The 24499-nt window shown below is 53.3% G+C and carries 30 protein-coding genes and 1 other RNA gene; 17 read left to right on the top strand and 14 right to left on the bottom strand.

The genetic code is table 11. From position 1 onward, the window contains the following. Window positions 1-588 precede the first annotated feature (588 nt). From ACMGGU_RS15885 to ACMGGU_RS15875, 3 genes are read left to right on the top strand one after another with little or no spacing between them, the layout of a single operon-like run. Window positions 589-1116: a tetratricopeptide repeat protein gene (locus ACMGGU_RS15885; protein WP_023294382.1), complete on the top strand. Its 528-nt coding sequence runs from the start codon at window positions 589-591 to the stop codon at window positions 1114-1116. Continuing rightward, complete coding sequence (locus tag ACMGGU_RS15880) at window positions 1097-1654, top strand: sigma-70 family RNA polymerase sigma factor (protein ID WP_420300722.1); 558 nt, start codon at window positions 1097-1099, stop codon at window positions 1652-1654. Before ACMGGU_RS15885 ends, ACMGGU_RS15880 begins: the two co-directional genes overlap by 20 nt. After that, window positions 1651-2442 (top strand): anti-sigma factor family protein, encoded by a 792-nt coding sequence (locus ACMGGU_RS15875; protein ID WP_414456198.1) that lies wholly within the window; start codon window positions 1651-1653, stop codon window positions 2440-2442. Before ACMGGU_RS15880 ends, ACMGGU_RS15875 begins: the two co-directional genes overlap by 4 nt. On the opposite strand, the gene ACMGGU_RS15870 is transcribed toward ACMGGU_RS15875, so the two are convergent. Together ACMGGU_RS15870 and ACMGGU_RS15865 are read right to left on the bottom strand one after the other, a co-directional pair. Continuing rightward, window positions 2434-2994 carry a YceI family protein gene (locus tag ACMGGU_RS15870; RefSeq protein WP_420300721.1) on the bottom strand — a complete coding sequence of 187 codons (561 nt, stop codon included), beginning with the start codon at window positions 2992-2994 and terminating at the stop codon, window positions 2434-2436. The genes ACMGGU_RS15875 and ACMGGU_RS15870 overlap by 9 nt on opposite strands. Before the next feature lie 105 nt (window positions 2995-3099). After that, a complete protein-coding gene (locus ACMGGU_RS15865) occupies window positions 3100-3456 on the bottom strand; it encodes a hypothetical protein (protein ID WP_420300720.1) in 357 nt (118 codons plus the stop codon). A 403-nt stretch (window positions 3457-3859) separates the two neighbouring features. Here ACMGGU_RS15865 and ACMGGU_RS15860 point away from each other — a divergent pair, with 403 nt between their 5' ends. Then, window positions 3860-4174, top strand: a complete 315-nt coding sequence (locus ACMGGU_RS15860; protein ID WP_045909269.1) for a hypothetical protein — start codon at window positions 3860-3862, stop codon at window positions 4172-4174. Here the strand turns inward: ACMGGU_RS15860 and ACMGGU_RS15855 are convergent. Then, window positions 4152-4955: a DUF4225 domain-containing protein gene (locus tag ACMGGU_RS15855; RefSeq protein WP_048226669.1), complete on the bottom strand. Its 804-nt coding sequence runs from the start codon at window positions 4953-4955 to the stop codon at window positions 4152-4154. The two genes, ACMGGU_RS15860 and ACMGGU_RS15855, sit on opposite strands and share 23 nt — an antisense overlap. 330 nt (window positions 4956-5285) lie before the next feature. On the opposite strand from ACMGGU_RS15855, the gene ACMGGU_RS15850 reads away from it, so the two are divergent. The 3 genes from ACMGGU_RS15850 (at window position 5286) to ACMGGU_RS15840 (ending at window position 8015) form a co-directional block, all read left to right on the top strand. Next, window positions 5286-6077 carry a nucleotidyltransferase domain-containing protein gene (locus ACMGGU_RS15850; RefSeq protein WP_196352661.1) on the top strand — a complete coding sequence of 264 codons (792 nt, stop codon included), beginning with the start codon at window positions 5286-5288 and terminating at the stop codon, window positions 6075-6077. A 131-nt stretch (window positions 6078-6208) separates the two neighbouring features. Continuing rightward, window positions 6209-6985 carry an isocitrate lyase/PEP mutase family protein gene (locus ACMGGU_RS15845; RefSeq protein WP_420300719.1) on the top strand — a complete coding sequence of 259 codons (777 nt, stop codon included), beginning with the start codon at window positions 6209-6211 and terminating at the stop codon, window positions 6983-6985. After that, complete coding sequence (locus tag ACMGGU_RS15840) at window positions 6969-8015, top strand: bifunctional transcriptional activator/DNA repair enzyme AdaA (RefSeq protein WP_420300718.1); 1047 nt, start codon at window positions 6969-6971, stop codon at window positions 8013-8015. The genes ACMGGU_RS15845 and ACMGGU_RS15840 overlap by 17 nt, the downstream gene beginning before the upstream one ends. Window positions 8016-8156: 141 nt before the next feature. On the opposite strand, the gene ssrA is transcribed toward ACMGGU_RS15840, so the two are convergent. Both ssrA and smpB read right to left on the bottom strand, forming a co-directional pair. Then, window positions 8157-8520, bottom strand: a transfer-messenger RNA (tmRNA) gene (gene ssrA, locus ACMGGU_RS15835). Window positions 8521-8609: 89 nt separating this feature from the next. Continuing rightward, the gene (gene smpB / locus ACMGGU_RS15830) at window positions 8610-9092 is read right to left on the bottom strand and encodes an SsrA-binding protein SmpB (protein WP_024908331.1); all 483 of its coding nucleotides are present in this window, start codon (window positions 9090-9092) and stop codon (window positions 8610-8612) included. Window positions 9093-9248: 156 nt separating this feature from the next. On the opposite strand from smpB, the gene ACMGGU_RS15825 reads away from it, so the two are divergent. Both ACMGGU_RS15825 and ACMGGU_RS15820 read left to right on the top strand, forming a co-directional pair. Continuing rightward, window positions 9249-9686: a type II toxin-antitoxin system RatA family toxin gene (locus ACMGGU_RS15825; RefSeq protein WP_420300717.1), complete on the top strand. Its 438-nt coding sequence runs from the start codon at window positions 9249-9251 to the stop codon at window positions 9684-9686. Next, window positions 9676-9963, top strand: coding sequence for an RnfH family protein (locus ACMGGU_RS15820; RefSeq protein WP_420300716.1), 288 nt, complete (start codon window positions 9676-9678; stop codon window positions 9961-9963). Before ACMGGU_RS15825 ends, ACMGGU_RS15820 begins: the two co-directional genes overlap by 11 nt. Before the next feature lie 104 nt (window positions 9964-10067). Here the strand turns inward: ACMGGU_RS15820 and bamE are convergent, their stop codons facing one another. From bamE to nadK, 3 genes are all read right to left on the bottom strand, one after another. After that, window positions 10068-10406 carry an outer membrane protein assembly factor BamE gene (gene bamE, locus ACMGGU_RS15815; protein WP_008502502.1) on the bottom strand — a complete coding sequence of 113 codons (339 nt, stop codon included), beginning with the start codon at window positions 10404-10406 and terminating at the stop codon, window positions 10068-10070. 138 nt (window positions 10407-10544) lie between these two features. After that, window positions 10545-12206 carry a DNA repair protein RecN gene (gene recN / locus ACMGGU_RS15810; RefSeq protein WP_048029282.1) on the bottom strand — a complete coding sequence of 554 codons (1662 nt, stop codon included), beginning with the start codon at window positions 12204-12206 and terminating at the stop codon, window positions 10545-10547. Between the two features lie 85 nt (window positions 12207-12291). Then, window positions 12292-13170, bottom strand: a complete 879-nt coding sequence (nadK, locus tag ACMGGU_RS15805; RefSeq protein WP_008502500.1) for an NAD(+) kinase — start codon at window positions 13168-13170, stop codon at window positions 12292-12294. Between the two features lie 122 nt (window positions 13171-13292). Here nadK and grpE point away from each other — a divergent pair, with 122 nt between their 5' ends. Further along, window positions 13293-13886: a nucleotide exchange factor GrpE gene (grpE, locus tag ACMGGU_RS15800; RefSeq protein ID WP_032646909.1), complete on the top strand. Its 594-nt coding sequence runs from the start codon at window positions 13293-13295 to the stop codon at window positions 13884-13886. Window positions 13887-13938: 52 nt separating this feature from the next. Here grpE and ACMGGU_RS15795 read toward each other — a convergent pair whose 3' ends face one another. Continuing rightward, the gene (locus tag ACMGGU_RS15795) at window positions 13939-15225 is read right to left on the bottom strand and encodes an HlyC/CorC family transporter (protein ID WP_420300979.1); all 1287 of its coding nucleotides are present in this window, start codon (window positions 15223-15225) and stop codon (window positions 13939-13941) included. Between the two features lie 18 nt (window positions 15226-15243). After that, complete coding sequence (locus tag ACMGGU_RS15790) at window positions 15244-16035, bottom strand: cytochrome C assembly family protein (protein ID WP_420300715.1); 792 nt, start codon at window positions 16033-16035, stop codon at window positions 15244-15246. 166 nt (window positions 16036-16201) lie between these two features. Between ACMGGU_RS15790 and ffh the strand changes: the two genes are divergently transcribed. The 7 genes from ffh to ACMGGU_RS15755 all read left to right on the top strand — a co-directional run bounded on the left by ffh (window position 16202) and on the right by ACMGGU_RS15755 (window position 21619). Next, on the top strand, window positions 16202-17563 hold the full coding sequence (gene ffh, locus ACMGGU_RS15785; RefSeq protein ID WP_014884878.1) for a signal recognition particle protein: 1362 nt from the start codon (window positions 16202-16204) through the stop codon (window positions 17561-17563). Window positions 17564-17679: 116 nt separating this feature from the next. Then, complete coding sequence (gene rpsP / locus ACMGGU_RS15780) at window positions 17680-17928, top strand: 30S ribosomal protein S16 (RefSeq protein WP_003863133.1); 249 nt, start codon at window positions 17680-17682, stop codon at window positions 17926-17928. Between the two features lie 15 nt (window positions 17929-17943). Next, window positions 17944-18483 (top strand): ribosome maturation factor RimM, encoded by a 540-nt coding sequence (rimM, locus tag ACMGGU_RS15775; RefSeq protein WP_029741020.1) that lies wholly within the window; start codon window positions 17944-17946, stop codon window positions 18481-18483. A 31-nt stretch (window positions 18484-18514) separates the two neighbouring features. Beyond that, window positions 18515-19282, top strand: a complete 768-nt coding sequence (trmD, locus tag ACMGGU_RS15770) for a tRNA (guanosine(37)-N1)-methyltransferase TrmD (protein ID WP_008502493.1) — start codon at window positions 18515-18517, stop codon at window positions 19280-19282. 43 nt (window positions 19283-19325) lie between these two features. Beyond that, window positions 19326-19673 carry a 50S ribosomal protein L19 gene (rplS, locus tag ACMGGU_RS15765; protein WP_002914145.1) on the top strand — a complete coding sequence of 116 codons (348 nt, stop codon included), beginning with the start codon at window positions 19326-19328 and terminating at the stop codon, window positions 19671-19673. A gap of 132 nt (window positions 19674-19805) precedes the next feature. After that, window positions 19806-20210: a DUF2946 domain-containing protein gene (locus ACMGGU_RS15760; protein ID WP_420300714.1), complete on the top strand. Its 405-nt coding sequence runs from the start codon at window positions 19806-19808 to the stop codon at window positions 20208-20210. A 38-nt stretch (window positions 20211-20248) separates the two neighbouring features. Then, a complete protein-coding gene (locus tag ACMGGU_RS15755; protein WP_420300713.1) occupies window positions 20249-21619 on the top strand; it encodes a PepSY-associated TM helix domain-containing protein in 1371 nt (456 codons plus the stop codon). Window positions 21620-21621: 2 nt separating this feature from the next. Here ACMGGU_RS15755 and ACMGGU_RS15750 read toward each other — a convergent pair whose 3' ends face one another. The 4 genes from ACMGGU_RS15750 to ACMGGU_RS15735 form a co-directional block, all read right to left on the bottom strand. After that, window positions 21622-22107 carry an OmpA family protein gene (locus ACMGGU_RS15750; RefSeq protein ID WP_045909260.1) on the bottom strand — a complete coding sequence of 162 codons (486 nt, stop codon included), beginning with the start codon at window positions 22105-22107 and terminating at the stop codon, window positions 21622-21624. Window positions 22108-22119: 12 nt separating this feature from the next. Further along, the gene (dgcN, locus tag ACMGGU_RS15745; protein WP_045909259.1) at window positions 22120-23340 is read right to left on the bottom strand and encodes a diguanylate cyclase DgcN; all 1221 of its coding nucleotides are present in this window, start codon (window positions 23338-23340) and stop codon (window positions 22120-22122) included. After that, window positions 23333-23884, bottom strand: a complete 552-nt coding sequence (locus tag ACMGGU_RS15740; protein ID WP_198925595.1) for a YfiR family protein — start codon at window positions 23882-23884, stop codon at window positions 23333-23335. The genes dgcN and ACMGGU_RS15740 overlap by 8 nt, the downstream gene beginning before the upstream one ends. A 138-nt stretch (window positions 23885-24022) precedes the next feature. After that, complete coding sequence (locus ACMGGU_RS15735; protein ID WP_048029288.1) at window positions 24023-24397, bottom strand: DUF2799 domain-containing protein; 375 nt, start codon at window positions 24395-24397, stop codon at window positions 24023-24025. Window positions 24398-24499: the final 102 nt, after the last annotated feature.

Genomic DNA, 24499 nt, shown 5'->3' with positions numbered 1-24499 from the left:
CTTATGAAAAAACGTTTTAATGGGTGTTTTGTATTTTATAAAACCCTGTAATTAATAGAGGAATTGGTTTCTGGAATATAAAAATGATATAGACAGAAAATGCGTGTTGTGCAAATTAAGCTTTCGTAAATAAAGGTGGAAACAATGAAGGGGGCATTAATCTATTGATGTGTTTTATAATTCATATTTGTTATCTTTTTGTTTTTACATGCTTTTTATTTATTGTGATGGCGCTGTTATTTAACGTTTACGACCCAGTATGATAATTGGTAGGGAGCATTTTAAATAACATGTTAAGCGTTATTGTTTAAGCGGGCTTAACGTGTGTTTAAGTTAGGGTAACGTTTTTGATGTAAGATATATTATGTCATTGAGGTAATGAAATATATTCTTGTACAGGGTTAAAACTCTGCTATCACGCGTAAGCAATAATAACGGGTAAGCAAAGAGAAAATAAGCTGATTTATTTTCTTTCCGACTGAGGCGCGGGCAGGACTTCAGGACAGAAAAAAAATTCACCGAAGAATGAATAAAAATCGTCAGCCGGACGTTTACTGACGTCACTCCCCATTTACCCTGGAGTTTTGTATGAACACGACCTCGTTTCGTTTGATCCCGGTGCTGATTTTTTCCCTGCTGTCTCCACTGGCGCTGGCCATGGGCAATAATAGTACCGAGAGCAAAACGCCTGATTGTCCTTCCGGACAGGTGTATGACAGCGCCACGCAGAAATGCGTGCCGGACAAGAGCAGCAGCCTCAGCGACCAGGACAAAACCAACTACGCGTACCATCTCGCGAAGAAAGGGGAGTACCAGGCGGCGCTGAATCTGCTTGATTCGCTGAAAAATGGCAATACGGCTGAAGCGTGGAACTATCGCGGGTTCGCCACGCGCAAATTGGGCCGCACGGACGAAGGGATTGGTTACTACCAGCGCGCGCTGGCTATCGCGCCGGATTATGCCAAAGCCCGGGAGTATCTCGGTGAAGCATGGATGGTGAAAGGACGCCCGGACCTCGCGAAAGAACAGCTGAAGGTGATTGCCGGTATCTGTGGCCAGTCCTGCGAGGAGTACCGTGACCTGCAGGCCGCCATCAATGGACACCCGGAATCCTGATTATCTCGTGGAGGGAAAACCCATCGCAACCCGTGAGGTTCGTCAACAGCTCGCCGCACTCCTGCCGCGTCTCTGGCGCTATGGGCTGGTGCTGTCGCGAAACAGGGATATCGCCGAAGAGCTGGTTCAGTCCACCTGCGTGCGTGCGCTTGAAAGAAGCAGCCAGTATACGCCGGGCACGCGCATCGACAGGTGGCTGTTCGCGATCCTGCACTCCATCTGGATCTCTGAGCTTCGGGCACGACACGTTCGACAGGGGCAGGGATTTTTTCCCAGCGACGAGCTGCTGGCGCCGGACACCCACGGACAGAATGAGACGCGCCTGCATTACCTTCAGGTAATGCAGCGCGTTAACGCGCTGCCTGAAGCCCAGCGCAACGCGGTATTTTTGGTTTATGTCGAAGGCTTTACCTACCAGGAGGCGGCGGAGACCCTGGCGGTGCCGATCGGTACCGTGATGAGCCGGCTGGCGACGGCGAGGGCTCGGCTTGCCAGATCCGCTGACGCACTCCCTCCGGTAAAGGAGAACCGCTCTTGAACGCGCACCGTTTTACACCGCCCTATAACGACGACGCCATCGTGGCCTGGATAGATGGCGAGATGTGTCGCGCCGACGCGCAGCAGTTTGAAGAACAGTTAAAGTGTGACGAACGCCTCGCCGGACGAACCGATGAACTGATGAAAAGCAGCCAGGATTACGCCGGGGCGTTTGCTTCCCTGCTGGATGACGCGCCTCTTGAGACGATGCAGGCGCGTCTTGCGGCACTTCCCGACCCGCAGTCCGCCACGCCGACTGGCGTCAGCCGACGGGCGCTGATCGCCGCCTCGGTCAGTTTCTTGCTGGTCGGCTCCGGGCTGGGCTACCTGCTGCGGCCTGCTGCTGGCCCAGAGGATGAGAACGCCCATATCCGCGACCTCGAAGCGCAATATATGTCCCTGTACAGCGTCGAGACGCTGCTGGATATGGACAGCGCAACGCCGGTTCTGCAGCGCGGGCTGGAACGGGCCGGGCAGGACATCGGCATGACGCTAAACCTGTCGCAGCTTACCCTGCAGGGGGCAGAGCTTAAAATGGTGCGCATGCTGCGCTATGAAACGACGTCTATCGCGCAGATTGCCTGGATCAACCCCGACTACGGCCCGATGGCCCTCTGTATTTCGCCTGTTGATGAGAAGGCGACGGCCTCGCTCCGACAGGAGCAGCGGCACAGCATGAACCTGGCGTGGTGGCTGGAAGCGGGCTACCAGTTTGTCCTGATTGGCCGCAACCCGCCGTCCTATCTGCGGGAACACGCGGAGCAGCTACAGCGCCTGATCTCAGGGTGACGGCACCTTGTTCGTCTGAATCGCAATGGCGATGGCAATACGATCGTCAACGACCAGCGCAAACTTATCCATCCCATAGGACGCGCGCGAGATCGCCGTGGTGGCGTCCAGCGTGGGGGCCTGCGCATGCGGGTCTTTCACCACGGCCTCCAGGATCACCGGCCGGGCAATGTTTCGTACGGTCAGCGTGCCGAACACCCTGAACCGTCCGGCGCCCTGGACGACCACGCGAGAGCTGATGAACTCGATGGTCGGGTAGTGCTCCGCATCAAAAAACATGTCGCTTTTTAATTGCCAGGTGAGCAGCTTGTTTGAGGCCACCAGGGTGGCCACAGGAATGGTGACGTGGATGTGGTCGTCAACGTCGTTATCCGGATTGAGCGCCACGGCACCCGTTACGCCGCTGAACGTTGCCCAGGAGAGGATGCCGCCGAAGGCATGCCACGAGAGCCGAATGGCGGTGTTATCAGAGTCGATAAGGTAGCTTTTCGGGGCAGCATGCAGGGAAGGGCATAACAGCAGAACGGTCAGAAAGGCCAAAAGGCGATACATAGTGGTTTCTCCGATAAGTGCGCACTGCGTAAACGCCTGAGGTGCTAATTATATTCGAAGAAATAAAAAAGGCCGCAAGCGCGACCTTTTCGTGAGTATAACGACTTACTCAGTGACTTTCTTTTCCAGCTCGCTGGCACCTTCTTTGGTTTTGTTCCAGCCTTTCTCAGCGCCTTCTTTGGTGGCATCCCACCCTTTCTCGGTGCCTTCTTTGGTTTTATGCCAGGCTTTCTGGGAATCTTCGCTGACCTTGCTGCGCAGGCTCTCGCTCTTGCCTTCCGCAGCATGCTTCTGTTTCAGCTTCAGCTCTTCACCTTTGTTCTGCTCTTCGTGCAGTTTTTGCTTCGCCTCGTTGGCGTTTGCGTTCGCCGCCGCGACGGTATCGTCAGTTGCATGTGTGGTCGCAGCAAATACTGGGGAAGCCAGCAGAACGGCAGATAATGCGATAATTGTTTTTTTCATAATATCCTCATTTAACGTTATCGGTTATGAGCGTGATTCAGCATGGCACAGGCGAAACGGGATGGCTTTAGGAAAAAACTGTAATGAGATCAACATGCCCTGATGAGAGATATTTCGCCTGAGGATTATCCAAAGGATAAAACGCCTATTTCCGCGAGGGCGGCGAGCGTCAGGAGAATGAATATGATGACGGTTATGGGTCTGTACATGGTGGCGTTCCTTCCGGGTTAAGCGGCTATTCCGTAGCGCGGGGTGGTGTGGGTAATTTTGCACAGGAGGGAGGAAGAAGGTGTTGATATTTGTCAATGTCATGGGGTTAACAATATCAACTACTGGCCCGTAGGTCGGTTTTTTTTTGCAAAGATCACGGTATACTTGCTCTGATTAGAAGGAGAGGAATGTCATGGCGATAACAGAAGAAGCGTTGCTTAGGTCGGGTTTCACAAAAGAAGAGCTGCAAAAGCTTAAACGTTATGTGGATACTCAGCATTCGACGCTGGATATTTTGCTTCCTGCGCTTTCAAATCGGTTTAAAGGGACAATCATTCTTTCCGTCGTACTTACGGTTCTGTTCATCCTGGCGGTATGCTTTGCTTCCCGAGAAAATATCATCTCATCAGGCATTGCTGTAGTGTTTATCTTTGGTATCTTCTGTTGGATGACTCCCCTCAAATTAACGTATAAAGCCTGGCGTTTTAAGCAGGATTATTATCAATAGACAGCAAGTCAAAAACAATTTTTGCGTTTATGCCATATCCGATGATTTTCATGGTGAGTTTTGGCCGACTCATAGAGTCCATTTTTCTGTAAAAATCTGAGCGCATAAAATAAAAAAGACGCCAGGAACCCGGTTTGCGAAGTAAGCCGAATACGCTGTACGCATTTGCAGCAAGGCTTACCGTTTTATACGCAGCCAGACCAGTCTCACCGCGAAATCCCATAAACTCTGCAACCGACATTGCTGTGTCAGCAACAAATCCCTGCGAATCAGGTTTGTTCAGTAATTGATTATTCACTTCTCTGGATACGGTATTAGCCGCATCAATCACCAGTGTGGCACCTAACAACACACCGACAGGCGTCATCGAGCTCGCAAGGAGTAATCCACCTGCGGCTTGTAACCCAGCAAAAACAACCTGTACAGCGGAAATGACATAGCCAACAATTTTATTGTTTTCCTTAATGAACTCAACCCTTGCATAAAGCTGCGCTGCTTTCGTTCTGAGCAGGCGATCTTGTTCAAGAAGATTTTCGTTCTCTGCCCTGAGATTTTTTATATAGGAAATCCCTTCTTCGTCGGATGTCGCTCTGCGGGCAAGAGAAAATTGCTCAGTGATAAAAGACTTAATGTCTTCCATAAACTGAATTCTGGTGAGCCCATCTTTGAGATGGTCAGCAGCTACCCTATTTGCGGTATTAATGAGTTTACGTGCTTCCAGATTAATCATGGTCGCTGACCATGCGTTTGTCTGTTGTCCTGTAAGCAGTGAAATGTCCATATATATCCTCATGAACGCGTTATGCCAGCACCGGCCAAAAGCATATAACAATGTTTACTCGTTTGCATATGTTCTTGCAGAGCAAGGGCTACGCAGAGGGCCGTGTCATAATCTCATAAGGACTGCTTTGTTACCTTTACTGGTACGACTATGCTAGTCAGATATCCGAGTAATCGACGATGGTAAGAAATTTCTCCGAGTTTACAGGGCAATATAACGCATCGGGAGAACCCTCTCAGGACATTATTGTTCCTGCAAAAAATATCTGGCCTGCCTATAAACAGCGCGATACTCTGTAATGCTTTGTCTTTTTTGTGAATAGGAAAAAGTATGCTTAGTACGTTACCCGATTTACACAGAAGTTTTGCAGAGCAACTCAAGCTTAAATTTCAGGCTGATTCGCGGATTCACTCCCTTCTCGCTGGCGGCTCGCTTGTTCATGGCGGGTTCGATAAATACTCCGATCTCGATTTTGTCGTTGTGGTAGACCCTCTCTATTATGACGAAATCATGGCTCAGCGTATTGTGTTCGCCGGAACATTGGGTCACCTGCTCCATGCTTTCACCGGGGAACATGTGGGAGAGCCTCGTCTGCTTATCTGCCTGTATGGCCCCGAACTTCTTCATGTCGATCTGAAATTTGTCACCCTCGAAATGCTCACTCAACGCGTTGAGGAGCCAGCGGTGTTATTTACCCGTGATAACCTGGCTCTGGAGCGCCAGCTGGCAAAATTTAGCGCTCACTGGCCCAACATGACGCCGGAGTGGTTTGAGTCCCGAGCCTGGATCTGGCTTCATTACGCGGTCGTGAAGCTGGAAAGGGGAGAACTCTTTGAAGCGATAGGCATGCTGGCATTCTTCCGGGAGCAAGTGCTGGGGCCGATGCTATACCGTCGAGCAAATCTACCGCAACGTGGGGTTCGCCGCATCGAATTCCTCAGCATTGATCCTGATGCCCTGCTGACTTCGACGCTGGCAACGCACGAACGTGATTCCGTTAGCATGGCCATCAGAAAGGCTGTTGATGCTTATATCACTCTGCGGGCTGATGCGCTGCCGGAAAATATCGCAGACGATGCGGCACGTTGGGCGGTTATTGCCATGCTCGAAGCCAGAACCTGACCTTAAAAGGTTTGGTCTGTTCCGCACCCATGTTCAGACGACGTTTGCTAAAAAATGGTCGTCTGAATTTCGGTTGTGAGGTTCTTCCTGAGTGCTTAGATTCATTTTCAATCTATCGAGAGGATATGAATATGAACTTTGCAGAACGCCACTATCAGCATGAGCCTCTTCTTATCGCCAACGTCTGGGATGCCGCCAGTGCTGTCGCAGCGCAAAAAGCAGGCTACCAGGTTCTGGGAACGTCCAGTGCAGCTATAGCGTCCACACTGGGATATGACGACGGGCAGGGAGTGCCGTTTGATGAGTTATTTTATATGGTCACCCGGATCCGGGCTGCCAGCAGTCTGCCATTGAGCGTTGACATGGAAGCAGGGTATGGTGATTCAGCCGAAGAGATAGCAGACAATCTGCGGCGCCTTGCTCAGACAGGCGTCGCAGGCGTTAACCTCGAAGACAGCCGAGTCATAAACGGGGTTCGTCAGCTTGACGATGCCTCTGATTTTTCCCGTAACCTGAGAACAGTATGCGATACGCTGAGAAGCGAAAATTACAGCCTGTTTCTGAACATCCGGACTGACACGTACCTGCTCGGACATGAAGACGCGTTGCAGGAGACGATATTACGGGGTCAACGCTATAAAGCTGCAGGTGCTGACGGCTTTTTTGTTCCCTGCCTGACGTCAGAGAAAGACATCAGCCTCATTGCAGAGGCAACGGGGTTACCTTTGAATGTCATGTGTATGCCCGATCTTCCGTCATTCGACAGGCTGAAACGGGCAGGGGTAAGCCGCATTTCAATGGGCAATTTTGTTCATTCAGCGATGCAGTCAACGCTGACTGATGTCATGCATGCGATCCGATCTCGTCAGACGTTTGAAGGACTTTTTGGCGATGAAAATAACCGATAAAAATCTGTGTGATATCTGGTATCAGGCATTACTTGAACGTGCTTCAGACTACACTGGCGTGTTTTTTGTTGGCGTCAAAACCACTGGCGTATTCTGCATTTCGGTATGCCGGGCGCGAAAGCCCAAGCGCGAAAATGTCGAATTTTATAAAGATGCCAAATCTGCCCTGGCGGAGGGCTTTCGTCCCTGTAAGGTCTGCAGACCTGCGGAAAATGCGCACAGCGCGCCATTATTCGTTGAGCAGGCGCTTGCGCTTGTCAGGCGCGATATCAAATCCCGTGTAGCAGACGCGGAGCTTCGTCAGCATGGCATCAGCCCGGAGCGGGTAAGGCGCTGGTTCCTGCAACATCACGGCATCACTTTTCAGGCTTTCCAGCGAATGCAGCGGGTGAACGTTGCCCTGCAGGAGCTAAAAAGTGGACGAACGGCGACTGATGTTGCGCTGGACAATGGCTATGAATCGCTGAGCGGCTTTGGTTATACCTACAAGCGGCTTACTGGCGCAGCGCCGACTCAGGCAACCCAGGTGATAGTCATTCACCGGTTTACCACGACGCTTGGACCGATGTTTGTCTGCGCGACAGAGCGGGGAGTCTGTCTGCTGGAGTTTACCGATCGCCGGATGTTAGAAACAGAATTCCGCGATATTCAGCGTTTATTTAACGCCAGAATCGTCACCGGCGAAAACAGCCATACCCGGCAGACAGTAAAAGAGATCGGCGAGTATTTTGCCGGAACGCGCCGACAGTTTGATCTGGCTTTAGATGCTCCGGGCAGTGATTTTCAACAATCCGTCTGGCATGTGTTGCGTGCTGTTCCCTATGGACAGACCTCACACTATCAGGCCATTTCACTACGGCTTAATAAGCCAAATGCGGTGCGCGCCGTCGCTGCCGCTAACGGTGCCAACCGGATTGCGATTGTCATCCCCTGTCACAGGATAATTGGAAAAGATGGGGCGATGACAGGTTATGGAGGGGGGATTTCACGCAAAGAATGGCTTATTGAGCATGAGAAAAACAATGTTTAATGGCGTTATGTTTCTGTGTCGCCGGGAAATTTTACGGACTTCGCGGGACATGTTGAGGGTACAAAAAAGCCCGCAGGGCTTGCGCCGTGCGGGCTTTCAGGACTTCATCAGTCGACTCTGGTGATCGCCGATGGAGAATTTTGGTGGAGCTGGCGGGAGTTGAACCCGCGTCCGAAATTTCTACATCCTCGGTACTACATGCTTAGTTTGTCTTTACATTCGCACGCCAGCTGCGGACAGACACGCCACTAACGAACTAGCCTGATTAGTTTTAACGCTTCAACCCCAGGCAGGGCTTCCACGCGATCTCTTTTGGGTTTGACCTCTCTTTGATCCCCGTCTTAAGAGCGGAAGCTAGGGAGAGAGGGCTCAGAGCAGGTTATTAAGCTGCTAAAGCGTAGTTTTCGTCGTTTGCGACTATTTTTTTGCGGCTTTTAACGAGGCAAACCGCCCCTCGGCATGCACCTTGGGTTTCGCAAATCCCGTCGAATCCAGAATCAGCCCCAATAGTGTTGAACTGAGTATACCAGATTTCACTTCCTGGATACCAGCCCGGAACGCTAACTTATTGAATAGTACAATAAGTGTGCAGAATCAACGTCCTGCGTTTTTCATAATGCGCGCTTTGTCCAGCTGCCATTCGCGCTCTTTCAGGTCAGTACGTTTGTCGTGCTGTTTTTTACCCTTCGCGACGCCAATTTTCACTTTGCACCAGGCGTTTTTCCAGTACAGCGACAGGGCGACCACGGTGAAACCTTCGCGGTTGATGCGTCCGTAGAGGGATTCCAGCTCACGCTTGTTCAGCAGCAATTTGCGCGTGCGCGTTGGGTCACACACGTAGTGTGAAGAGGCGACGGTCAGCGGCGTAAAGTTCGCGCCGAACAGGAAGGCTTCGCCATCTTTCAGGATCACGTAGCTATCGCCAATGTTGGCTTTCCCGGCGCGTAGCGATTTTACTTCCCAGCCCTGCAACGCAAGGCCAGCTTCGAATTCTTCTTCAATGAAATACTCGTGGCGAGCACGCTTGTTGAGCGCAATGGTCGCCGAGCCTGGTTTATGTGCTTTTTTCTTCGTCATAGGTGTCGTAAAGCCGTCGGTAATCTGATTTCAAAAAGTCACCTCATTGCGTCCTGTGAGGTCTAACGCGCTATCTTAGCACGAGATGAGGCTTAGCGTTTTTTTAACAGGTGATAAATGTTATTATTTGTCCGTTGTGTGACCATGGGAAATGCTATGCCTCAGATTAGCCGTACTGCGCTTGTGCCTTACAGCGCGGAACAAATGTATCAGTTAGTGAACGATGTTCAGTCTTATCCAGAGTTTATTCCGGGATGCACCGGGAGCCGCGTTCTGGAGTCCGGCCCGACGCAGATGACCGCGGCGGTGGATGTCTCTAAAGCGGGGATCAGCAAGACGTTCACCACCCGTAATACGCTGACGAGCAATCAGAGTATTTTGATGCATCTGGTGGATGGTCCCTTTAAGACCCTGATGGGGGGCTGGAAGTTTACGCCGCTGAGCGCTGACGCCTGCCGCATTGAGTTCCATCTGGACTTCGAGTTCACCAGTAAGCTGATTGAGCTGGCGTTTGGCCGCATCTTTAAAGAGCTGGCATCGAATATGGTCCAGGCGTTCACCACCCGCGCCAAAGAGGTTTACAGTGTCGTATAAGATTGCTGTAGAAGTGGTGTACGCGCTGCCGGAGAAGCAGTATCTGCAGCGCGTGACGCTGGAAGAGGGGGCGACCGTTGAGGCGGCCATCCGTGCTTCCGGCATCCTCGAGCTTCGCAGCGATATCGACCTGGCGAAGAATAAGGTCGGGATTTATAGCCGTCCGGTGAAGCTCGGCGATGTGCTGAAAGAGGGCGACCGGGTGGAGATTTATCGTCCGCTGATTGCCGACCCGAAAGAGTTGCGTCGTCAGCGCGCGGAGAAGGCCAGTAAGTAGCGCTTTCTTCCCCTCACCCTGACCCTCTCCCCAAAGGGGCGAGGGGATCAACACAAAACAAAAAAGGTGCTCAATGAGCACCTTTTTGCATTTCTGACACCGGATTATTTGGTCAGGGCAGGCTTGTTGTCGATGTTGGTCAACACACCGGCGCTGCTGAAGGTCAGCGTCAGGGTCTGCTGGGTCGCATCTTCATGGCCCGGCTTCTGACGGAATACATAGAACCAGGTGTTAGTGCCGAACGGATCGGACATCATCGGGGTTCCCAGTGCATAAGCGACCTGCTGTTGTGTCATCCCCACGCGGATTTTGGACACATCGTTAGGGGTAAGGTAGTTCCCCTGGTTGATGTCAGGACGGTAAACCACTTTCTCCAGAGTGGAACAGCCTGCGGTCAACATCAGAAGAACCGCTGCGGCAGCGGTCAGCATTTTACAACGCATAGTGATTTGATTCCTTTTCGGGCCCGAGCAGAACGCGGCTCATATGTAATATGCCGATGATAATAGACCTTGCCCCACTTTGAAACCGGTCTGGCGGCGTTTTTGTTGTTCTGTATGACCCTGAGATCCCGAAAAAGTTTATGCCGCCAGCAGTTCTTTCGCGTTCGCGAGCGTGTTACGCGTGACTTCGCTGCCGCCGAGCAGGCGTGCCAGCTCCTGCAGACGCGCACGTTTATCCAGCGGCTTCATGTGCGTTTCGGTCATTTCACCGTCGGTTTCTTTGCTGACGATAAAATGATGATGGCCACAGCCCGCGACCTGTGGCAGGTGGGTGACACACATCACCTGCGTGGATTCGCCGAGCTGGCGCAGCAGTTTACCCACCACCGCCGCCGTCGGGCCGCTGATGCCGACATCCACTTCATCGAAAATCAGCGCCGGGGTGTCCATTTTACGCGCGGTGATCACCTGAATCGCCAGCGCAATACGCGACAGTTCACCGCCGGAGGCCACTTTGGAGATCGCCTGCAGCGGCTGCCCCGGGTTGGTGGTGACGCGGAATTCGATGCGATCCGCACCTTCCGCCGTCAGGTGATTCTCTTCAAAGCGAACGTCAATGGTGAAGACGCCATGCGGCATCGCCAGCGTGTGCATGCTGTCGGTAATGTGCTGGCTTAACTCCTGAGCATAGTGCTGACGAATTTCATGCAGCTTTTGCGCCGTCGCCAGCGCCTGTTCATGATGCAGGCTCACCGCCAGAGAGAGGGTTTCCAGCGAGTCAGCCTGATCATCAAGCTGCTGCTGCTCGTCCAGCAGAGACTGATAGTAGCCCGGCAGCTCTTCCGGCGTAACGTGGTGCTTGCGCGCCAGCGAGATCTGACGGGAGATACGCTGTTCCAGCTCAAACAGACGGTTCGGGTCGAGATCCAGACGCTCACAATAGTGACGCAGTTCGTCACCGGCTTCAGAGATCTGAATGGCCGCCTCTTCCAGCATATCCAGCACGCCAGACAGTTTGCTGTCCATGCCGACCAGTTCGGTAAGCAGCTGACGGACGTTATACAGCTGGCTCTGCAGGTTCACGTCTTCGCCATCCGCCAGCAGGTTGAGCGCATTCTGACTGGTTGAGAGCAGGTGGCCGCTGTTCGCCAGGCGTTTGTACTCTTCGTCGATTTGCTCAAACTCACCCGCCTGCGGGTTAAATTCGTTCAGCTCTTTGAGCTGGTATTCCAGCAGCTCCGCACGGGCGGCGCGCTCCTGGCTTTGCTGCTGGTGCTGAGCGAGCTCGCGGCAACTCTGATGCCACTGGCGATAGTGCTCCGCCATAAGCTGAGTAAGCGCGTACTCACCCGCATAGCCATCCAGCAGCGCTTTCTGCTGTTCGGGTTTAACGAGTTGCTGATGCGCGTGCTGGCCGTGGATCTGGATAAGCAGCTGGCCGAGTTCACGAAGCTGGGAGAGCGGGACCGCCGTGCCGTTGATAAAGCCGCGTGAGCGACCGTCGCTGCTGATCACACGGCGAAGTAAACACTCACGTCCATCTTCAAGCTGGTTCTGCTCCAGCCAGCGCTGAGCTGCAGGGGTGTCTTTCAGGGAGAAGCGGGCGCACAGGTCGGCACGGTTTGCGCCCATGCGCACCATGTCGCCCTCGGCGCGGCCGCCAAGGCACAAGCCGAGGGCATCAATGGCAATGGATTTACCCGCACCGGTTTCCCCGGTGATCGCCGTCATGCCGCTGTGGAAATCGATCTCAAGCTCACGAACAATGGCAAAGTTGCTGATGGTCAGTTGTGCCAGCATAATTGTTTTCCTGTATGAAAAACCATAACTGTGTTTTCATACAGTATAAACTGGTTTTATATACAGTAAAGTCCTGGATGCTAAATCAGAACAATTTTTTTGACCAGCCAAGCTTCGAGCTTAATGTATTGAAATAGCTGTAATCTTTCGGATGAATCAAATTCAGGTGGTAATCACACCGGCGAATAAGCACATCTTCACCTTCCTGGATCGGCAGCGCAATCTGGCTGTCGCAGCTGATCTCCAGGTCGTTACGGCGGTGCGAGAAGCGCAGACGGATCGTGCTGTCGCCGTTGATCACCAGCGGGCGGGCGGAGAGCGTGTGCGGGAACATCGGCACCAGGGTAATGGCGTCCAGAGAGGGGGTCAGGATTGGGCCGCCGGCAGACAGCGAGTAGGCGGTTGAGCCGGTCGGTGTCGAGATAATCAGCCCATCAGAACGCTGGGAGAAGGCAAAGATTTCGTCGATATAGACTTCGAACTCAATCATGTGCGCCACTTTTCCGGGGTGAAGAACTACCTCGTTAATCGCGGTGCTGATGCGCTTCTGGCAGTCCTGCTGGCACACCTGCGCTTCCAGTAAAAAACGTTTTTCGCTGATATAATGGCCTTCCAGCACGTCTGCCAGCTGCTGCTGCGCATTGTCCGGGTCGAGGTCGGTTAAAAAACCGAGATTGCCACGGTTGATACCGATGACCTTGATGTCATAACGCGCCAGCGTGCGGGCCGCGCCGAGCATGTTGCCGTCACCGCCCACCACCACGGCGAGATCGGCCTGTTGGCCAATTTCCGCCAGCGTGCCGGTTTTGACGCTCTTCAGCTGCAGCTCCTGGGCAATCTGCTGCTCGACCATCACTTCATAGCCTTTGCTACACAACCAGCGATACAACATTTCATGTGTCGTTAGTGCGGTAGGGTGACGCGGATGCCCGACGATCCCAATACACCTGAAATGATTATTCATTTTCTGGAGGTCCTTGTGCCTGATGAATGATGACAATCTGTCTTGTTCCCTTGAATCCCGGAAACTGATCCCCATAATAAGCGAAGTTAGCGAGATGAATGCAGAAAAACGCGGAGAAATTCATGAGTAGTAAAGAACAGAAAACGCCTGAGGGGCAAGCCCCTGAAGAAATTATCACGGAACAGCACGATGAAGTTGAGGCTGTAGAGCCAGACGCATCTGCTGAGCAGGTGGACCCGCGCGATGAAAAAATTGCGAATCTGGAAGCCCAACTGGTAGAAGCACAGAATCGCGAACGCGATGGTGTTCTGCGCATCAAGGCGGAAATGGAAAACCTGCGTCGCCGTACCGAGCAGGACGTTGAGAAGGCGCATAAATTTGCGCTGGAGAAATTCGTCAACGAACTGCTGCCGGTGATCGATAGCCTCGATCGTGCGCTGGAAGTGGCTGACAAAGCGAATCCGGACAACGCCGCAATGATCGAAGGTATCGAACTGACGCTGAAATCCATGCTCGACGTGGTGCGTAAGTTTGGCGTGGAAGTGATTGCCGATACCGACGTTCCGCTGGATCCAAACGTTCACCAGGCGATTGCAATGGTTGAATCTGAAGAGATTGAAGCCGGTAAAGTGCTGGGCGTAATGCAGAAAGGTTACACCCTGAACGGCCGTACCATTCGCGCGGCGATGGTGACCGTGGCGAAAGCGAAAGCGTAATTCGCTATCCGTAGTGCCGGGTAGCAGCGTTCGCCTTACCCGGCCTACAACCTTACTCCGCGATACTTTCGCGCAGGGGTTTAATGGGCAGGACTTTCACCTGCTTGATCATATTGTCCTGCACGTCCAGGATATCGATATCGTACTGCTCAATGCGCACCCGCGTGCCCGCCGCCGGGATCTCTTCCAGCGCTTCCAGAATCATCCCGTTAATGGTGCGAGCCTCATCTTCCGGCAAATGCCAGTTAAAGGCTTTGTTGAGTTCACGAATGTTTGCGCTTCCGTCAATCAGCACCGAGCCATCGTTTTGCGGGGTGACCTCTTCCGCGAGGGAAGGAGACATTGAGGTGGTAAAGTCCCCGACAATCTCTTCCAGAATATCTTCGACCGTCACCAGCCCCTGGATATCGCCGTACTCGTTGACCACCAGGCCGACCTTCTTCTTGTTGCGCTGGAATTTCACCAGCTGCGTGCTGAGCGGCGTTCCTTCCGGCACGTAGTAAATCTCGTCGGCGGCGCGCAGCATCACCTCTTTGGTGAACTCTTTTTTCTCGGTCATCAGACGGTAGGCTTCGCGCACGCGCAGCATGCTGATGGCGTCATCCAGCGAGTCGCGGTACAGCACAATGCGCCCGTGCGGAGAGTGCGTCAGCTGGCGAACGATGGCTTTCCAGTCGTCATTAATGTCGATACCGACGATTTCGTTACGCGGCACCATGATGTCGTTCACGCTCACTTTTTCCAGATCCAGCACCGACAGGAGCATGTCCTGATTGCGCCGGGAAATCTGTGAGCGGGATTCATTCACGATAGTGCGCAATTCCTCTTTGCTGAGTGCGCTGCTGATAGTGACGTCGGCTTTGATTCCCACCATCCGCATCAGGACGCGCGTCACCATGTTCAGCAGCCAGACCAGCGGCATCATCAGGATCTGCAGCGGTGCCAGCAGGAAGCTGCTCGGGTAGGCAACTTTCTCAGGGTAAAGCGCGGCGATGGTTTTCGGCAGCACTTCGGCAAACACCAGCACCACGAACGTCAGCACGCCGGTGGCAATCGCCACCCCGGCGTTACCGTACAGGCGCATCCCGACAATGGTGCCGAGGGCGGAGGCCAGAATGTTGACGAGGTTGTTGCCGATGAGCACCAGGCTTATCAGGCGATCCGGCTTGCGGAGCAGCTTTTCAACGCGACGGGCGGCACGGTTACCCTGTTTAGCACGATGACGTAACCGGTAGCGGTTTAAGGTCATCATGCCGGTTTCCGAGCCGGAGAAATAGGCGGAGATGACCACCATGACGATCAGCGTAACGATCAGCGTGGTGGTAGAGATGTGTTCCAGGGGGAACTCCTTTGTTTCTTAGCCAGCAAATTGCTGTATGAAGCGGCTGCCAAAATAGGCAAGGGTGAGAATGCCCGCACCCGCGACGTTGAACCAGACCACGCGACGACCGCGCCAGCCTTCATGATAATGGCCCCATAACAGGACAATATAGACAAACCACGCGATGATGGAGAGCACCGCTTTATCGATATTCTCCACGCTGAACAGGTTCTTCATGTAAAACAGGCCCGTGCAGAGCGTGAGCGTCAGCAGCACCACCCCCACCTGGGTGATATGGAACATCTTACGCTCAATGACCATCAGCGGCGGCATTTCATGGTTAAAGGCCAGCTTTTTGTTTTTCAGATGGTAGTCAATCCAGGCGAGCTGCATGGCGTAAAGCGCGGCGATAATCAGCGTCGCGTAGGCAAAGAGCGACAGGCCGATGTGTACCAGCATCCCCGGCGTCGCCTCCAGATGCGTAATGAACTCATTAGGCATAAAGGTGGCGAGGGCCAAATTGATCAGCGCGAAGGTGTAGACAATCGGCAGCAGCAGCCAGCCGCGATTTTTAGACGCGACGATGGTCATTACCGTACAGATCATCAGGCTGACCAGCGAGCCGACGTTGAGGACGCTCAAGTTTTGCACGCTGCCGTCGCCGGGGATGATGCGTGATTCCAGCGCAAAGGCGTGGCTAATCAGTGCGATGACCGCAGAAAGAATAGCCATGCGCCGCCAGCCGCTGTTTTTTTGCAGCAGTCCGGGAACGATCAGCGCGAGGCTGACAGAGTAGGCAACAAGGGCGATCAGTGCGAAAACAGGCATATAGGCATCGACAGTTGTCTTAATAAGAAAGAGAAGCAGTATAACGTTACGTGACGCCTGCTCCAACCGTTGCATAACAACAAAGGCGCCTTCATGTTATACTCCGGCAAAATTCTGTGTATGTGTCGCTCATGGCGGCCCAACGTTTCTACTCAGGCGAGAGACAATGTTTGATAATTTAACCGATCGTTTGTCGCGCACGCTGCGCAACATCAGCGGCCGCGGACGCCTTACTGAAGAGAACATCAAGGAAACGCTGCGCGAAGTGCGCATGGCGCTGCTGGAAGCAGACGTCGCGTTGCCGGTTGTTCGTGATTTTATCAACCGCGTAAAAGAGAAGGCGGTTGGTCATGAAGTTAACAAGAGCCTGACCCCGGGTCAGGAGTTCGTCAAAATCGTTCGTAATGAACTGGTTTCGGCGATGGGCGAAGAGAACCAGGTGCTTAACCTGGCCGCTCAGCCACCGGCCGTGGTGCTGATGGCGGGCCTGCAGGGTGCGGGTAAAACCACCAGCGTCGGTAAGCTGGGTAAATTCCTGCGCGAAAAGCACAAAAAGAAAGTGCTGGTGGTCTCTGCTGACGTCTATCGCCCGGCGGCGATCAAGCAGCTGGAAACCCTGGCAGAGCAGGTTGGCGTGGATTTCTTCCCGTCCGACGTGGCGCAGAAGCCTGTCGACATCGTTAACGCCGCGCTGAAAGAGGCGAAGCTGAAATTCTACGACGTGCTGCTGGTGGATACCGCCGGTCGTCTGCACGTTGATGAAGCGATGATGGACGAAATCAAGCAGGTGCATGCCTCTATCAACCCGGTAGAGACCCTGTTTGTTGTCGACGCCATGACCGGTCAGGATGCCGCGAATACCGCGAAAGCGTTTAACGAAGCGCTGCCGTTAACCGGCGTGGTGCTGACCAAGGTGGACGGTGACGCCCGCGGCGGTGCGGCCCTTTCGATTCGCCACATTACCGGCAAGCCGATCAAGTTCCTTGGCGTGGGCGAAAAAACCGAAGCGCTGGAGCCGTTCCACCCGGATCGTATTGCCTCTCGTATTCTTGGCATGGGCGACGTGCTGTCGCTGATCGAAGATATCGAGAGCAAGGTTGACCGCGCGCAGGCCGAGAAGCTGGCCAGCAAGCTGAAAAAAGGCGACGGTTTCGATCTCACCGACTTCCTTGAGCAACTGCGTCAGATGAAAAACATGGGCGGCATGGCCAGCCTGATGGGCAAACTGCCGGGCATGGGCCAGATCCCTGACAACGTGAAAGCGCAGATGGATGACAAGGTGCTGGTGCGTATGGAGGCGATCATCAACTCGATGACGCTGAAAGAACGCGCTAACCCGGACATCATCAAAGGTTCCCGTAAACGCCGTATCGCAGCCGGTTGCGGCATGCAGGTGCAGGACGTTAACCGCCTTCTGAAACAGTTCGACGACATGCAGCGCATGATGAAGAAAATGAAAAAAGGCGGCATGGCGAAGATGATGCGCGGCATGAAAGGGATGATGCCTCCCGGTTTTCCAGGGCGTTAATCGCTTTTGAGATTGCTTTTTGCCCGAAAATGAGTAAAATTTTCGGGCTTTTAATATGACACCCGGGCTCCGTTCCTCGATGGGGCCCGGTTGTTTTATTCACACAAGAGGATGTTATGGTAACTATTCGTTTAGCACGTCACGGCGCTAAAAAGCGTCCGTTCTACCAGGTTGTTGTGACTGACAGCCGTAATGCACGCAACGGTCGCTTCATCGAGCGCGTTGGTTTCTTCAACCCACTGGCCGCTGGCGCAGAAGAAGAAACTCGTCTGGATCTGGATCGTATCGCTCACTGGGTTGGCCAGGGCGCTACTGTTTCCGATCGCGTTGCTACGCTGATCAAAGCAGCAAACAAAGCAGCTTAATCTGTCACGGTGGTCATGATGAGCAATAAAGCACCTGTTGAACCGATCGTATTGGGAAAAATGGGTTCTTGCTACGGTATCCGTGGTTGGCTCAGAGTGTTTTCCTCCACTGAAGACGCTGATAGCATTTTTGATTACCAGCCCTGGTTTATCCAGAAAGGCGGTAAGTGGGAAGAGGTCGAGCTGGAAAGCTGGCGTCACCACAATCAGGACATCATCATCAAGCTGAAAGGCGTTGACGATCGTGATGCCGCGAATGCGCTGACTAATTGTGAAATTGTCGTGGATTCGTCGCAGTTGCCACAGCTGGAAGAGGGCGACTACTACTGGAAAGACCTTATGGGTTGCCAGGTAGTCACTACCGAAGGCTACAGCCTGGGGAAAGTCATCGATATGATGGAAACCGGGTCGAATGACGTTCTCGTCATTAAGGCAAACCTGAAAGATGCATTTGGCATCAAGGAGCGGTTGGTCCCGTTCCTCGATGGACAGGTTATCAAGAAAGTCGATCTCACTACTCAAACCATTGAAGTAGATTGGGATCCTGGTTTTTAAATTCTCCGGATAAACGGTAAAAGACGGCGCTATGTGGATTGGCATAATTAGCCTGTTTCCTGAAATGTTCCGCGCGATTACCGATTACGGGGTAACTGGCCGGGCAGTAAAGAATGGCCTGCTGAGCATCCAGAGCTGGAGTCCTCGTGACTTTACTCATGACCGGCACCGTACCGTGGACGATCGTCCTTACGGCGGCGGACCGGGGATGTTAATGATGGTGCAACCCTTACGGGACGCCATTCACACAGCAAAAGCCGCGGCAGGTGAAGGCGCAAAGGTGATTTATCTGTCACCTCAGGGACGCAAGCTTGATCAAGCGGGCGTGAGCGAACTGGCGACGAATCAAAAGCTGATTCTGGTCTGTGGTCGCTACGAAGGGATAGATGAGCGCGTAATTCAAACCGAGATTGACGAAGAATGGTCTATCGGCGATTACGTTCTCAGCGGTGGTGAGTTACCCGCAATGACGCTGATTGACTCTGTCGCCCGGTTCATTCCGGGTGTTCTGGGCCATGAAGCTTCGGCAACGGAAGATTCCTTTGCCGATGGATTGCTGGACTGTCCACACTATACTCGTCCTGAAGTGTTAGAAGGGATGGAAGTACCGGCAGTGTTACTGTCCGGAAACCATGCCGAGATACGTCGCTGGCGTTTGAAGCAGTCGCTGGGCCGAACCTGGCTTAGAAGACCTGAACTTCTGGAAAACCTGGCTCTGACTGAAGAGCAAGCAAAGTTGCTGGCCGAGTTCAAAACTGAACACGCGCAACAGCAGCATGAACATGATGGGAATGCGTAATACGCACCCGAATATCAGTTTACCCAGGATAAGAGATTAAATTATGAGCAACATTATTAAGCAACTTGAACAAGAGCAGATGAAGCAGGACGTACCTTCCTTCCGTCCAGGTGACACCGTGGAAGTGAAAGTATGGGTTGTTGAAGGTTCCAAAAAACGTCTGCAGGCATTCGAGGGCGTGGTTATCGCTATTCGTAACCGCGGTCTGCACTCTGCATTCACTGTTCGTAAAATTTCCAACGGCGAAGGCGTTGAGCGTGTCTTCCAGACTCACTCTCCGGTAGTTGACAGCATTGCTGTTAAACGTCGTGGTGCTGTACGTAAAGCTAAACTGTACTACCTGCGTGAGCGTACTGGTAAGTCTGCTCGTATTAAAGAGCGTCTGAACTAAGATTCGCTTAAGCGACATCCTGTTAGAAAGGGCTGGCCGAAAGGCTGGCCCTTTTTTTATCCCATCGCACCTCTCGCGTTAACCATTTCGTCATAAATCATTTACAATGCTTGCCTCTTGAGGGGAGGGGAAGTGGATAACGTACTGCATCAGCAAAACCGGAAACGCGCAGCGGCCTTGATCGCGCTGTTTGCGATCCTGCTGATCGTGGTGGCGCCGCTGATCTCCGTCTCGTTGCAAAAAGATCCCATGAGCGCCATGCCGGGTATGCATCATGACATGAGCATGATGTCGATGGATGAGCACCACGGCGATATGTCCCATACGGTACCTGTTGACCATGCTGAAGCGTGCGGCTACTGCGTGCTGTTAGCACATGTACCGGGCATGATGCTGGCGCTGATCGTCCTGCTCAGCGTGATGCTGCAGAGGCTTCGCGTGAAACCGCCGCGTCAGGCGGTCAGCCACTGGCACTTTTTCCCCTGGCTTTACCCTGATACCCGCGCGCCACCGCGGCAGTCTGCTTTTTCCATTTAAAAAAATATTGATAACTTTTTGCCTTAAAAAGGAAAAGTATGACGACCTGCACTTCGCGCGCGGCATGGGGAAACCTGCTGCGTCGCCTCCATTTCTATGTTGGGCTGTTTGTCGGCCCGTTTATCTTCTTCGCCGCGCTGACCGGTACGCTGTATGTGGCAACCCCGCAGCTGGAGAATGCGCTCTACCGGCATGCGCTCCACACGGATTCCGTGGGCGAGCCGCAGCCTCTGGCGGAACAAATCGCCGTGGCGGAAAAAACCGTTGGATCAGATTTACGTTTGCACGCCGTTCGTCCGGGGCTGGTTAAAGGTGAAACCACCCGCGTGATGTTTGCTGACCCGAAACTTGGGCCATCGGAGAACCGGGCTATCTTTATCGATCCGGTGAGCCTGGCGGTGCTGGGAGATCTGACGGTATACGGCACCAGCGGGATTTTACCCCTGCGTCAGACTATTGATTACCTGCATACGTCCCTGATGCTGGGCGACATTGGGCGCCTCTACAGCGAGCTGGCGGCCTCCTGGATGTGGGTGGCCGCGCTGGGTGGTATTGCCCTGTGGTTTTATACCCGACCCAAACGACGGATCAACAATCGCTTCCAGAACCGGCGTCGCGTGCACGTGACGCTGGGCTGGGCTTTGCTGGGCGGAATGCTCTTATTCTCTGCAACCGGCCTGACCTGGTCCCAGTGGGCTGGCGGGAACGTTGATAAGCTGCGGGCAGAGATGAACTGGCTCACCCCTCAGGTGAACACCACGCTCTCCGGTGTGCCGGAGAGCGTGGATGAACATGCCGAACACCATAGCCATCACGGCGGAATGATGATGCCGGAGATGGCGATGGATCTGACGCAGTTTGATGGGGTCTTAAGCGCGGCGCGTAAAGCGGGGATTGATGCCAGCAAGCTGGAGATCCGCCCGGCGCAAACGGCAGATCGCGCCTGGACGGTGACGGAAATCGATCGCAGCTGGCCAACCCAGGTGGACGCCGTTGCGGTTGATCCGCATACGATGCAGGTGCTGGACCGAACCCGATTTGAGGATTTCCCGCTAATGGCAAAACTGACCCGCTGGGGCGTGGATTTTCATATGGGGATCTTATTCGGCCAGGCAAATCAGCTGCTGCTCGTGGCGTTCGGCCTCGCCCTGTGCGTGCTCATTATCTGGGGATACCGGATGTGGTGGATGCGTCGTCCTGCGCAATCGGCAGTGAGCCCGGTACAGACGCTGTGCCAGAGCTGGCTGGCGCTGTCAGGATGGGGAAGAGGCGTTACGGCGATGGTTAGCCTGCTGCTGGGGCTGTGCTTGCCCGTTATGGGCGTGAGTCTGGCGCTGTTTGTTTTGGTGGACTGGCTGCGCTGGCGAGCGGCAACCCGAGTGACGCTCGCCGAATCATCCGCTAAATAACCCTATGGCGTGCTGATCACCACTGCGACGCGGCGGTTTTCAGCGCGCCCTTGCGGGGTACTGTTGCTCGCAACCGGGTATTTTTGACCTAATCCCCGCGTGGTGAGATTGCTGCGCGGGATATTGGCCCCCTTCGCCCAGGCGTCGGCCACGGCGTTGGCGCGTTTTAACGACAGCGCTTCGTTGTAGCTTTCTTCCCCGTAGTTATCCGTGTGACCGTCCATTCGCGCGTGGTTCAGGCCGGTTTCGGCCAGGCGAGAGGCCATGGACTGGATCTGCGTTTCACTTTCCGGGCGCAGTCGGGCGTCATTTTTATCAAACAGGATGGTGTCCGACATGCCAAGCGACCAGTCACCGTTCAGTTCGTTAAAACCGTAAGACTTCATCGCCGCAATTTGCTCAGGAGTGAATTTGCCTTCCGGCGGCGACTGACAGCCTGCCAGAACCAGTGAGGCCAGTACTAACGGCGCGAAGTAACGTTTTAACATAGTGTATCCTTTCTAACTTATTGTTTTCGTACGCTGGTTTTTAACCTGGTACATATTGCGGTCAGCCCTCTCCAGTAATGCTTCCACGGAAGCATTTTCCCACGCCAGAGCAAAGCCAATGCTGAGTGACATCGATGCTTTTTGTCCGTTATGAAGATCAAACGGACGGATAAACTGCTGCGAAAGCGCAGCACAAATGTGTTGAACCTCAAGCTCAGAGTGAACGCCGTACAGCACCATGGCAAATTCGTCTCCGCCAAGACGGTAAGACTGATGACGTTTGTCGCCAAACTCCATCATCCTGCTGGCGACTTCGATGAGCACACAGTCTCCTGCCGCGTGTCCCCAGGTGTCGTTAATAAACTTAAAATTATCACCGTCGAGGAAGAGCAGAGCCGAGTTTGTTCTGGCTGAAGGGTCGTTCATTAATGCCGCAATGCTGTTACGAAACGCCGCGCGGTTGGCAAGACCGGTAAGCGGGTCGTGCATGGCGGTCCGCAACAGCTGAGCGTTCTTCGCCTGAAGCTTCAGTTGCCACTCTTCCATTTCATCCAGAAGACTGTTGAAGTCCTCGCCAAACTGGTGAAATTCTTCGATACGGCCGTCTTTCACCCGGCGGGAGAAGTTGCGGTTCGTGCGTACGTCATGCACGACGTCGGTAATGTTCTGCAGGGCCGTGACCATTCCACGATGCAAAGACTGGGTTATGATGAGCGCGACGACGGCGGCAAAGAGAATGCAGCCGGTCAGTACGGCAAACGACGTCCAGATGAAATGGCTGATCAAACTGTCGCGTGCGGTAAGGCGGATTTCGCCGATCGTTAAGCCGTTATGCATGATGGGCTGCGCAACCGGTACGGGGAAAAGCCAGCGACTGACCAGCGCGCCCAGCGTGTCGTTGTTATCCTCCGGGTTCCAGGACCAGTAGGCGAACCGCTTTTTATGCGCGTTAATCACCTCCGCCGCGGCAAACTGCCCCTGTTTGCCCAGGGCGGCAAGCGTTTCGTTGGCCGCCAGCGAGTCGTTGAAAACCAGCGATGCTTCCAGGCTGTGGCTCATTGTGGCGCCGGTTAATTCGAGATTCTTTTGCGCGTATTGTTTTAACGTCACGACGGAAGCAAAACAGAGCAACAGCCATATTAACGTCATGGTAATAATGACGCTTATCATGCTGTTTCGCCTCAACGTTCTTTTAAACGTCGGACGTGGCGTTGATGTGAAATCTTTATCCATGCTGCTTATTCCGTGCCAGCATTAATACATCCGGATTGACTCTTACGCCACTGCGCGTCAATGCATCCAGGTTGACGGAAAACCGTACCTGGCCGCGATCGATCATCAGGCAAAAGGCACTGCCAATTACACATTCCGGATTTTGCTCTGAGATTAATAGCAACGCTCTGCCCTGATATTGACTTATTAATTCAAGTTGTTTTGCCGGTGATTCAGACCCGAAATATATCGCATCGCACGTCGCGGCCAGGGCTTCCCGATCGTTACGTACAATAACGGGAGTGTAGGGTAACTCGTTGTGCCCTTCGTCGCCGCTGAGCGCGTGTGTATAGTGAGAAGTGGCATAGACGCAAAGTCTGGGCTGCCCGGATAGTGACGGCCATCGCGTATAGCTCACAATGCCTGAGACAATCGAACGTACCGATTTATCCGTTTCCGTAAGCGTGCCTGCCGTCGCTGGGCCCACCATAAGGAACAGCATTAACACCAGAGTGAGTCGGAAAAAAGAGATCAAGAATAAATTTCTCACCAGAATCCGCCACATCGCTCCGGAAATAGATGTCCTTAAGAGTTGCGGGCAGAATACCATTGTTTATCAGAGCCGTCATTATGTCAGAAATAGCATCAGGCCAACCTAAGCTAAATCCTACTGTTGTTTATTTTCCGGTGGTTAAAAGCAGACTTAATTGAGTCTGCTGGAACGCATACCTTCATCCATTCCTTTTTGCCATGACGCACGCAGTTTTGTCGCGTTTTCGACAGTATCGCAACTGGCAGGGAAAGATTTGCCCGCTAATCCCCAGGCGTGAATAAACCCTTCTTCGCAGACTCTCTTCTGACCATCGGTATAGCCGCGAAGATATTCACTACGATCAACGTGGGTGTCGTTAAAACTATCGGCCAGGGTCTGGTTATCTTTAACCGGCAGGCCATTCATGGCGTCTTCTTTACCGGCATCAAACCAGGATGGACTGGTCCAGTCGGGCTGGAAGGTGTAAGGATTGATCTGGCAGCCCGTTAAAAACAGCGACAACAGCGTGAGAGCAATTGAACGCATAGCCATTCTCCTTTTTTCTTCAGCATAGCCTGGCTTAAGAAAATATGTCTGTAATTTAAACTTTACGTTTTTGTCGGCTGATTTTTGCAATAAATTGGCTTC

This window comes from Enterobacter sp. BNK-8, from assembly GCF_048685095.1.
In the GTDB taxonomy this organism is placed as follows: domain Bacteria; phylum Pseudomonadota; class Gammaproteobacteria; order Enterobacterales; family Enterobacteriaceae; genus Enterobacter; species Enterobacter quasiroggenkampii.
The sequence above is the reverse complement of the archived record's forward strand: the minus strand, read 5'-3'. Positions and strand labels throughout refer to the sequence as shown.

Coding starts and splice junctions, on each gene's coding strand:
- ACMGGU_RS15885 (WP_023294382.1), top strand. CDS start 589: ATGAACACGACCTCGTTTCGTTTGATCCCGGTGCTGATTTTTTCCCTG.
- ACMGGU_RS15880 (WP_420300722.1), top strand. CDS start 1,097: ATGGACACCCGGAATCCTGATTATCTCGTGGAGGGAAAACCCATCGCA.
- ACMGGU_RS15870 (WP_420300721.1), bottom strand. CDS start 2,994: ATGTATCGCCTTTTGGCCTTTCTGACCGTTCTGCTGTTATGCCCTTCC.
- ACMGGU_RS15865 (WP_420300720.1), bottom strand. CDS start 3,456: ATGAAAAAAACAATTATCGCATTATCTGCCGTTCTGCTGGCTTCCCCA.
- ACMGGU_RS15860 (WP_045909269.1), top strand. CDS start 3,860: ATGGCGATAACAGAAGAAGCGTTGCTTAGGTCGGGTTTCACAAAAGAA.
- ACMGGU_RS15855 (WP_048226669.1), bottom strand. CDS start 4,955: ATGGACATTTCACTGCTTACAGGACAACAGACAAACGCATGGTCAGCG.
- ACMGGU_RS15850 (WP_196352661.1), top strand. CDS start 5,286: ATGCTTAGTACGTTACCCGATTTACACAGAAGTTTTGCAGAGCAACTC.
- ACMGGU_RS15845 (WP_420300719.1), top strand. CDS start 6,209: ATGAACTTTGCAGAACGCCACTATCAGCATGAGCCTCTTCTTATCGCC.
- ACMGGU_RS15840 (WP_420300718.1), top strand. CDS start 6,969: ATGAAAATAACCGATAAAAATCTGTGTGATATCTGGTATCAGGCATTA.
- smpB (WP_024908331.1), bottom strand. CDS start 9,092: ATGACGAAGAAAAAAGCACATAAACCAGGCTCGGCGACCATTGCGCTC.
- ACMGGU_RS15825 (WP_420300717.1), top strand. CDS start 9,249: ATGCCTCAGATTAGCCGTACTGCGCTTGTGCCTTACAGCGCGGAACAA.
- bamE (WP_008502502.1), bottom strand. CDS start 10,406: ATGCGTTGTAAAATGCTGACCGCTGCCGCAGCGGTTCTTCTGATGTTG.
- recN (WP_048029282.1), bottom strand. CDS start 12,206: ATGCTGGCACAACTGACCATCAGCAACTTTGCCATTGTTCGTGAGCTT.
- nadK (WP_008502500.1), bottom strand. CDS start 13,170: ATGAATAATCATTTCAGGTGTATTGGGATCGTCGGGCATCCGCGTCAC.
- grpE (WP_032646909.1), top strand. CDS start 13,293: ATGAGTAGTAAAGAACAGAAAACGCCTGAGGGGCAAGCCCCTGAAGAA.
- ACMGGU_RS15790 (WP_420300715.1), bottom strand. CDS start 16,035: ATGCCTGTTTTCGCACTGATCGCCCTTGTTGCCTACTCTGTCAGCCTC.
- ffh (WP_014884878.1), top strand. CDS start 16,202: ATGTTTGATAATTTAACCGATCGTTTGTCGCGCACGCTGCGCAACATC.
- rpsP (WP_003863133.1), top strand. CDS start 17,680: ATGGTAACTATTCGTTTAGCACGTCACGGCGCTAAAAAGCGTCCGTTC.
- rimM (WP_029741020.1), top strand. CDS start 17,944: ATGATGAGCAATAAAGCACCTGTTGAACCGATCGTATTGGGAAAAATG.
- trmD (WP_008502493.1), top strand. CDS start 18,515: ATGTGGATTGGCATAATTAGCCTGTTTCCTGAAATGTTCCGCGCGATT.
- rplS (WP_002914145.1), top strand. CDS start 19,326: ATGAGCAACATTATTAAGCAACTTGAACAAGAGCAGATGAAGCAGGAC.
- ACMGGU_RS15755 (WP_420300713.1), top strand. CDS start 20,249: ATGACGACCTGCACTTCGCGCGCGGCATGGGGAAACCTGCTGCGTCGC.
- ACMGGU_RS15750 (WP_045909260.1), bottom strand. CDS start 22,107: ATGTTAAAACGTTACTTCGCGCCGTTAGTACTGGCCTCACTGGTTCTG.
- dgcN (WP_045909259.1), bottom strand. CDS start 23,340: ATGGATAAAGATTTCACATCAACGCCACGTCCGACGTTTAAAAGAACG.
- ACMGGU_RS15740 (WP_198925595.1), bottom strand. CDS start 23,884: ATGTGGCGGATTCTGGTGAGAAATTTATTCTTGATCTCTTTTTTCCGA.
- ACMGGU_RS15735 (WP_048029288.1), bottom strand. CDS start 24,397: ATGCGTTCAATTGCTCTCACGCTGTTGTCGCTGTTTTTAACGGGCTGC.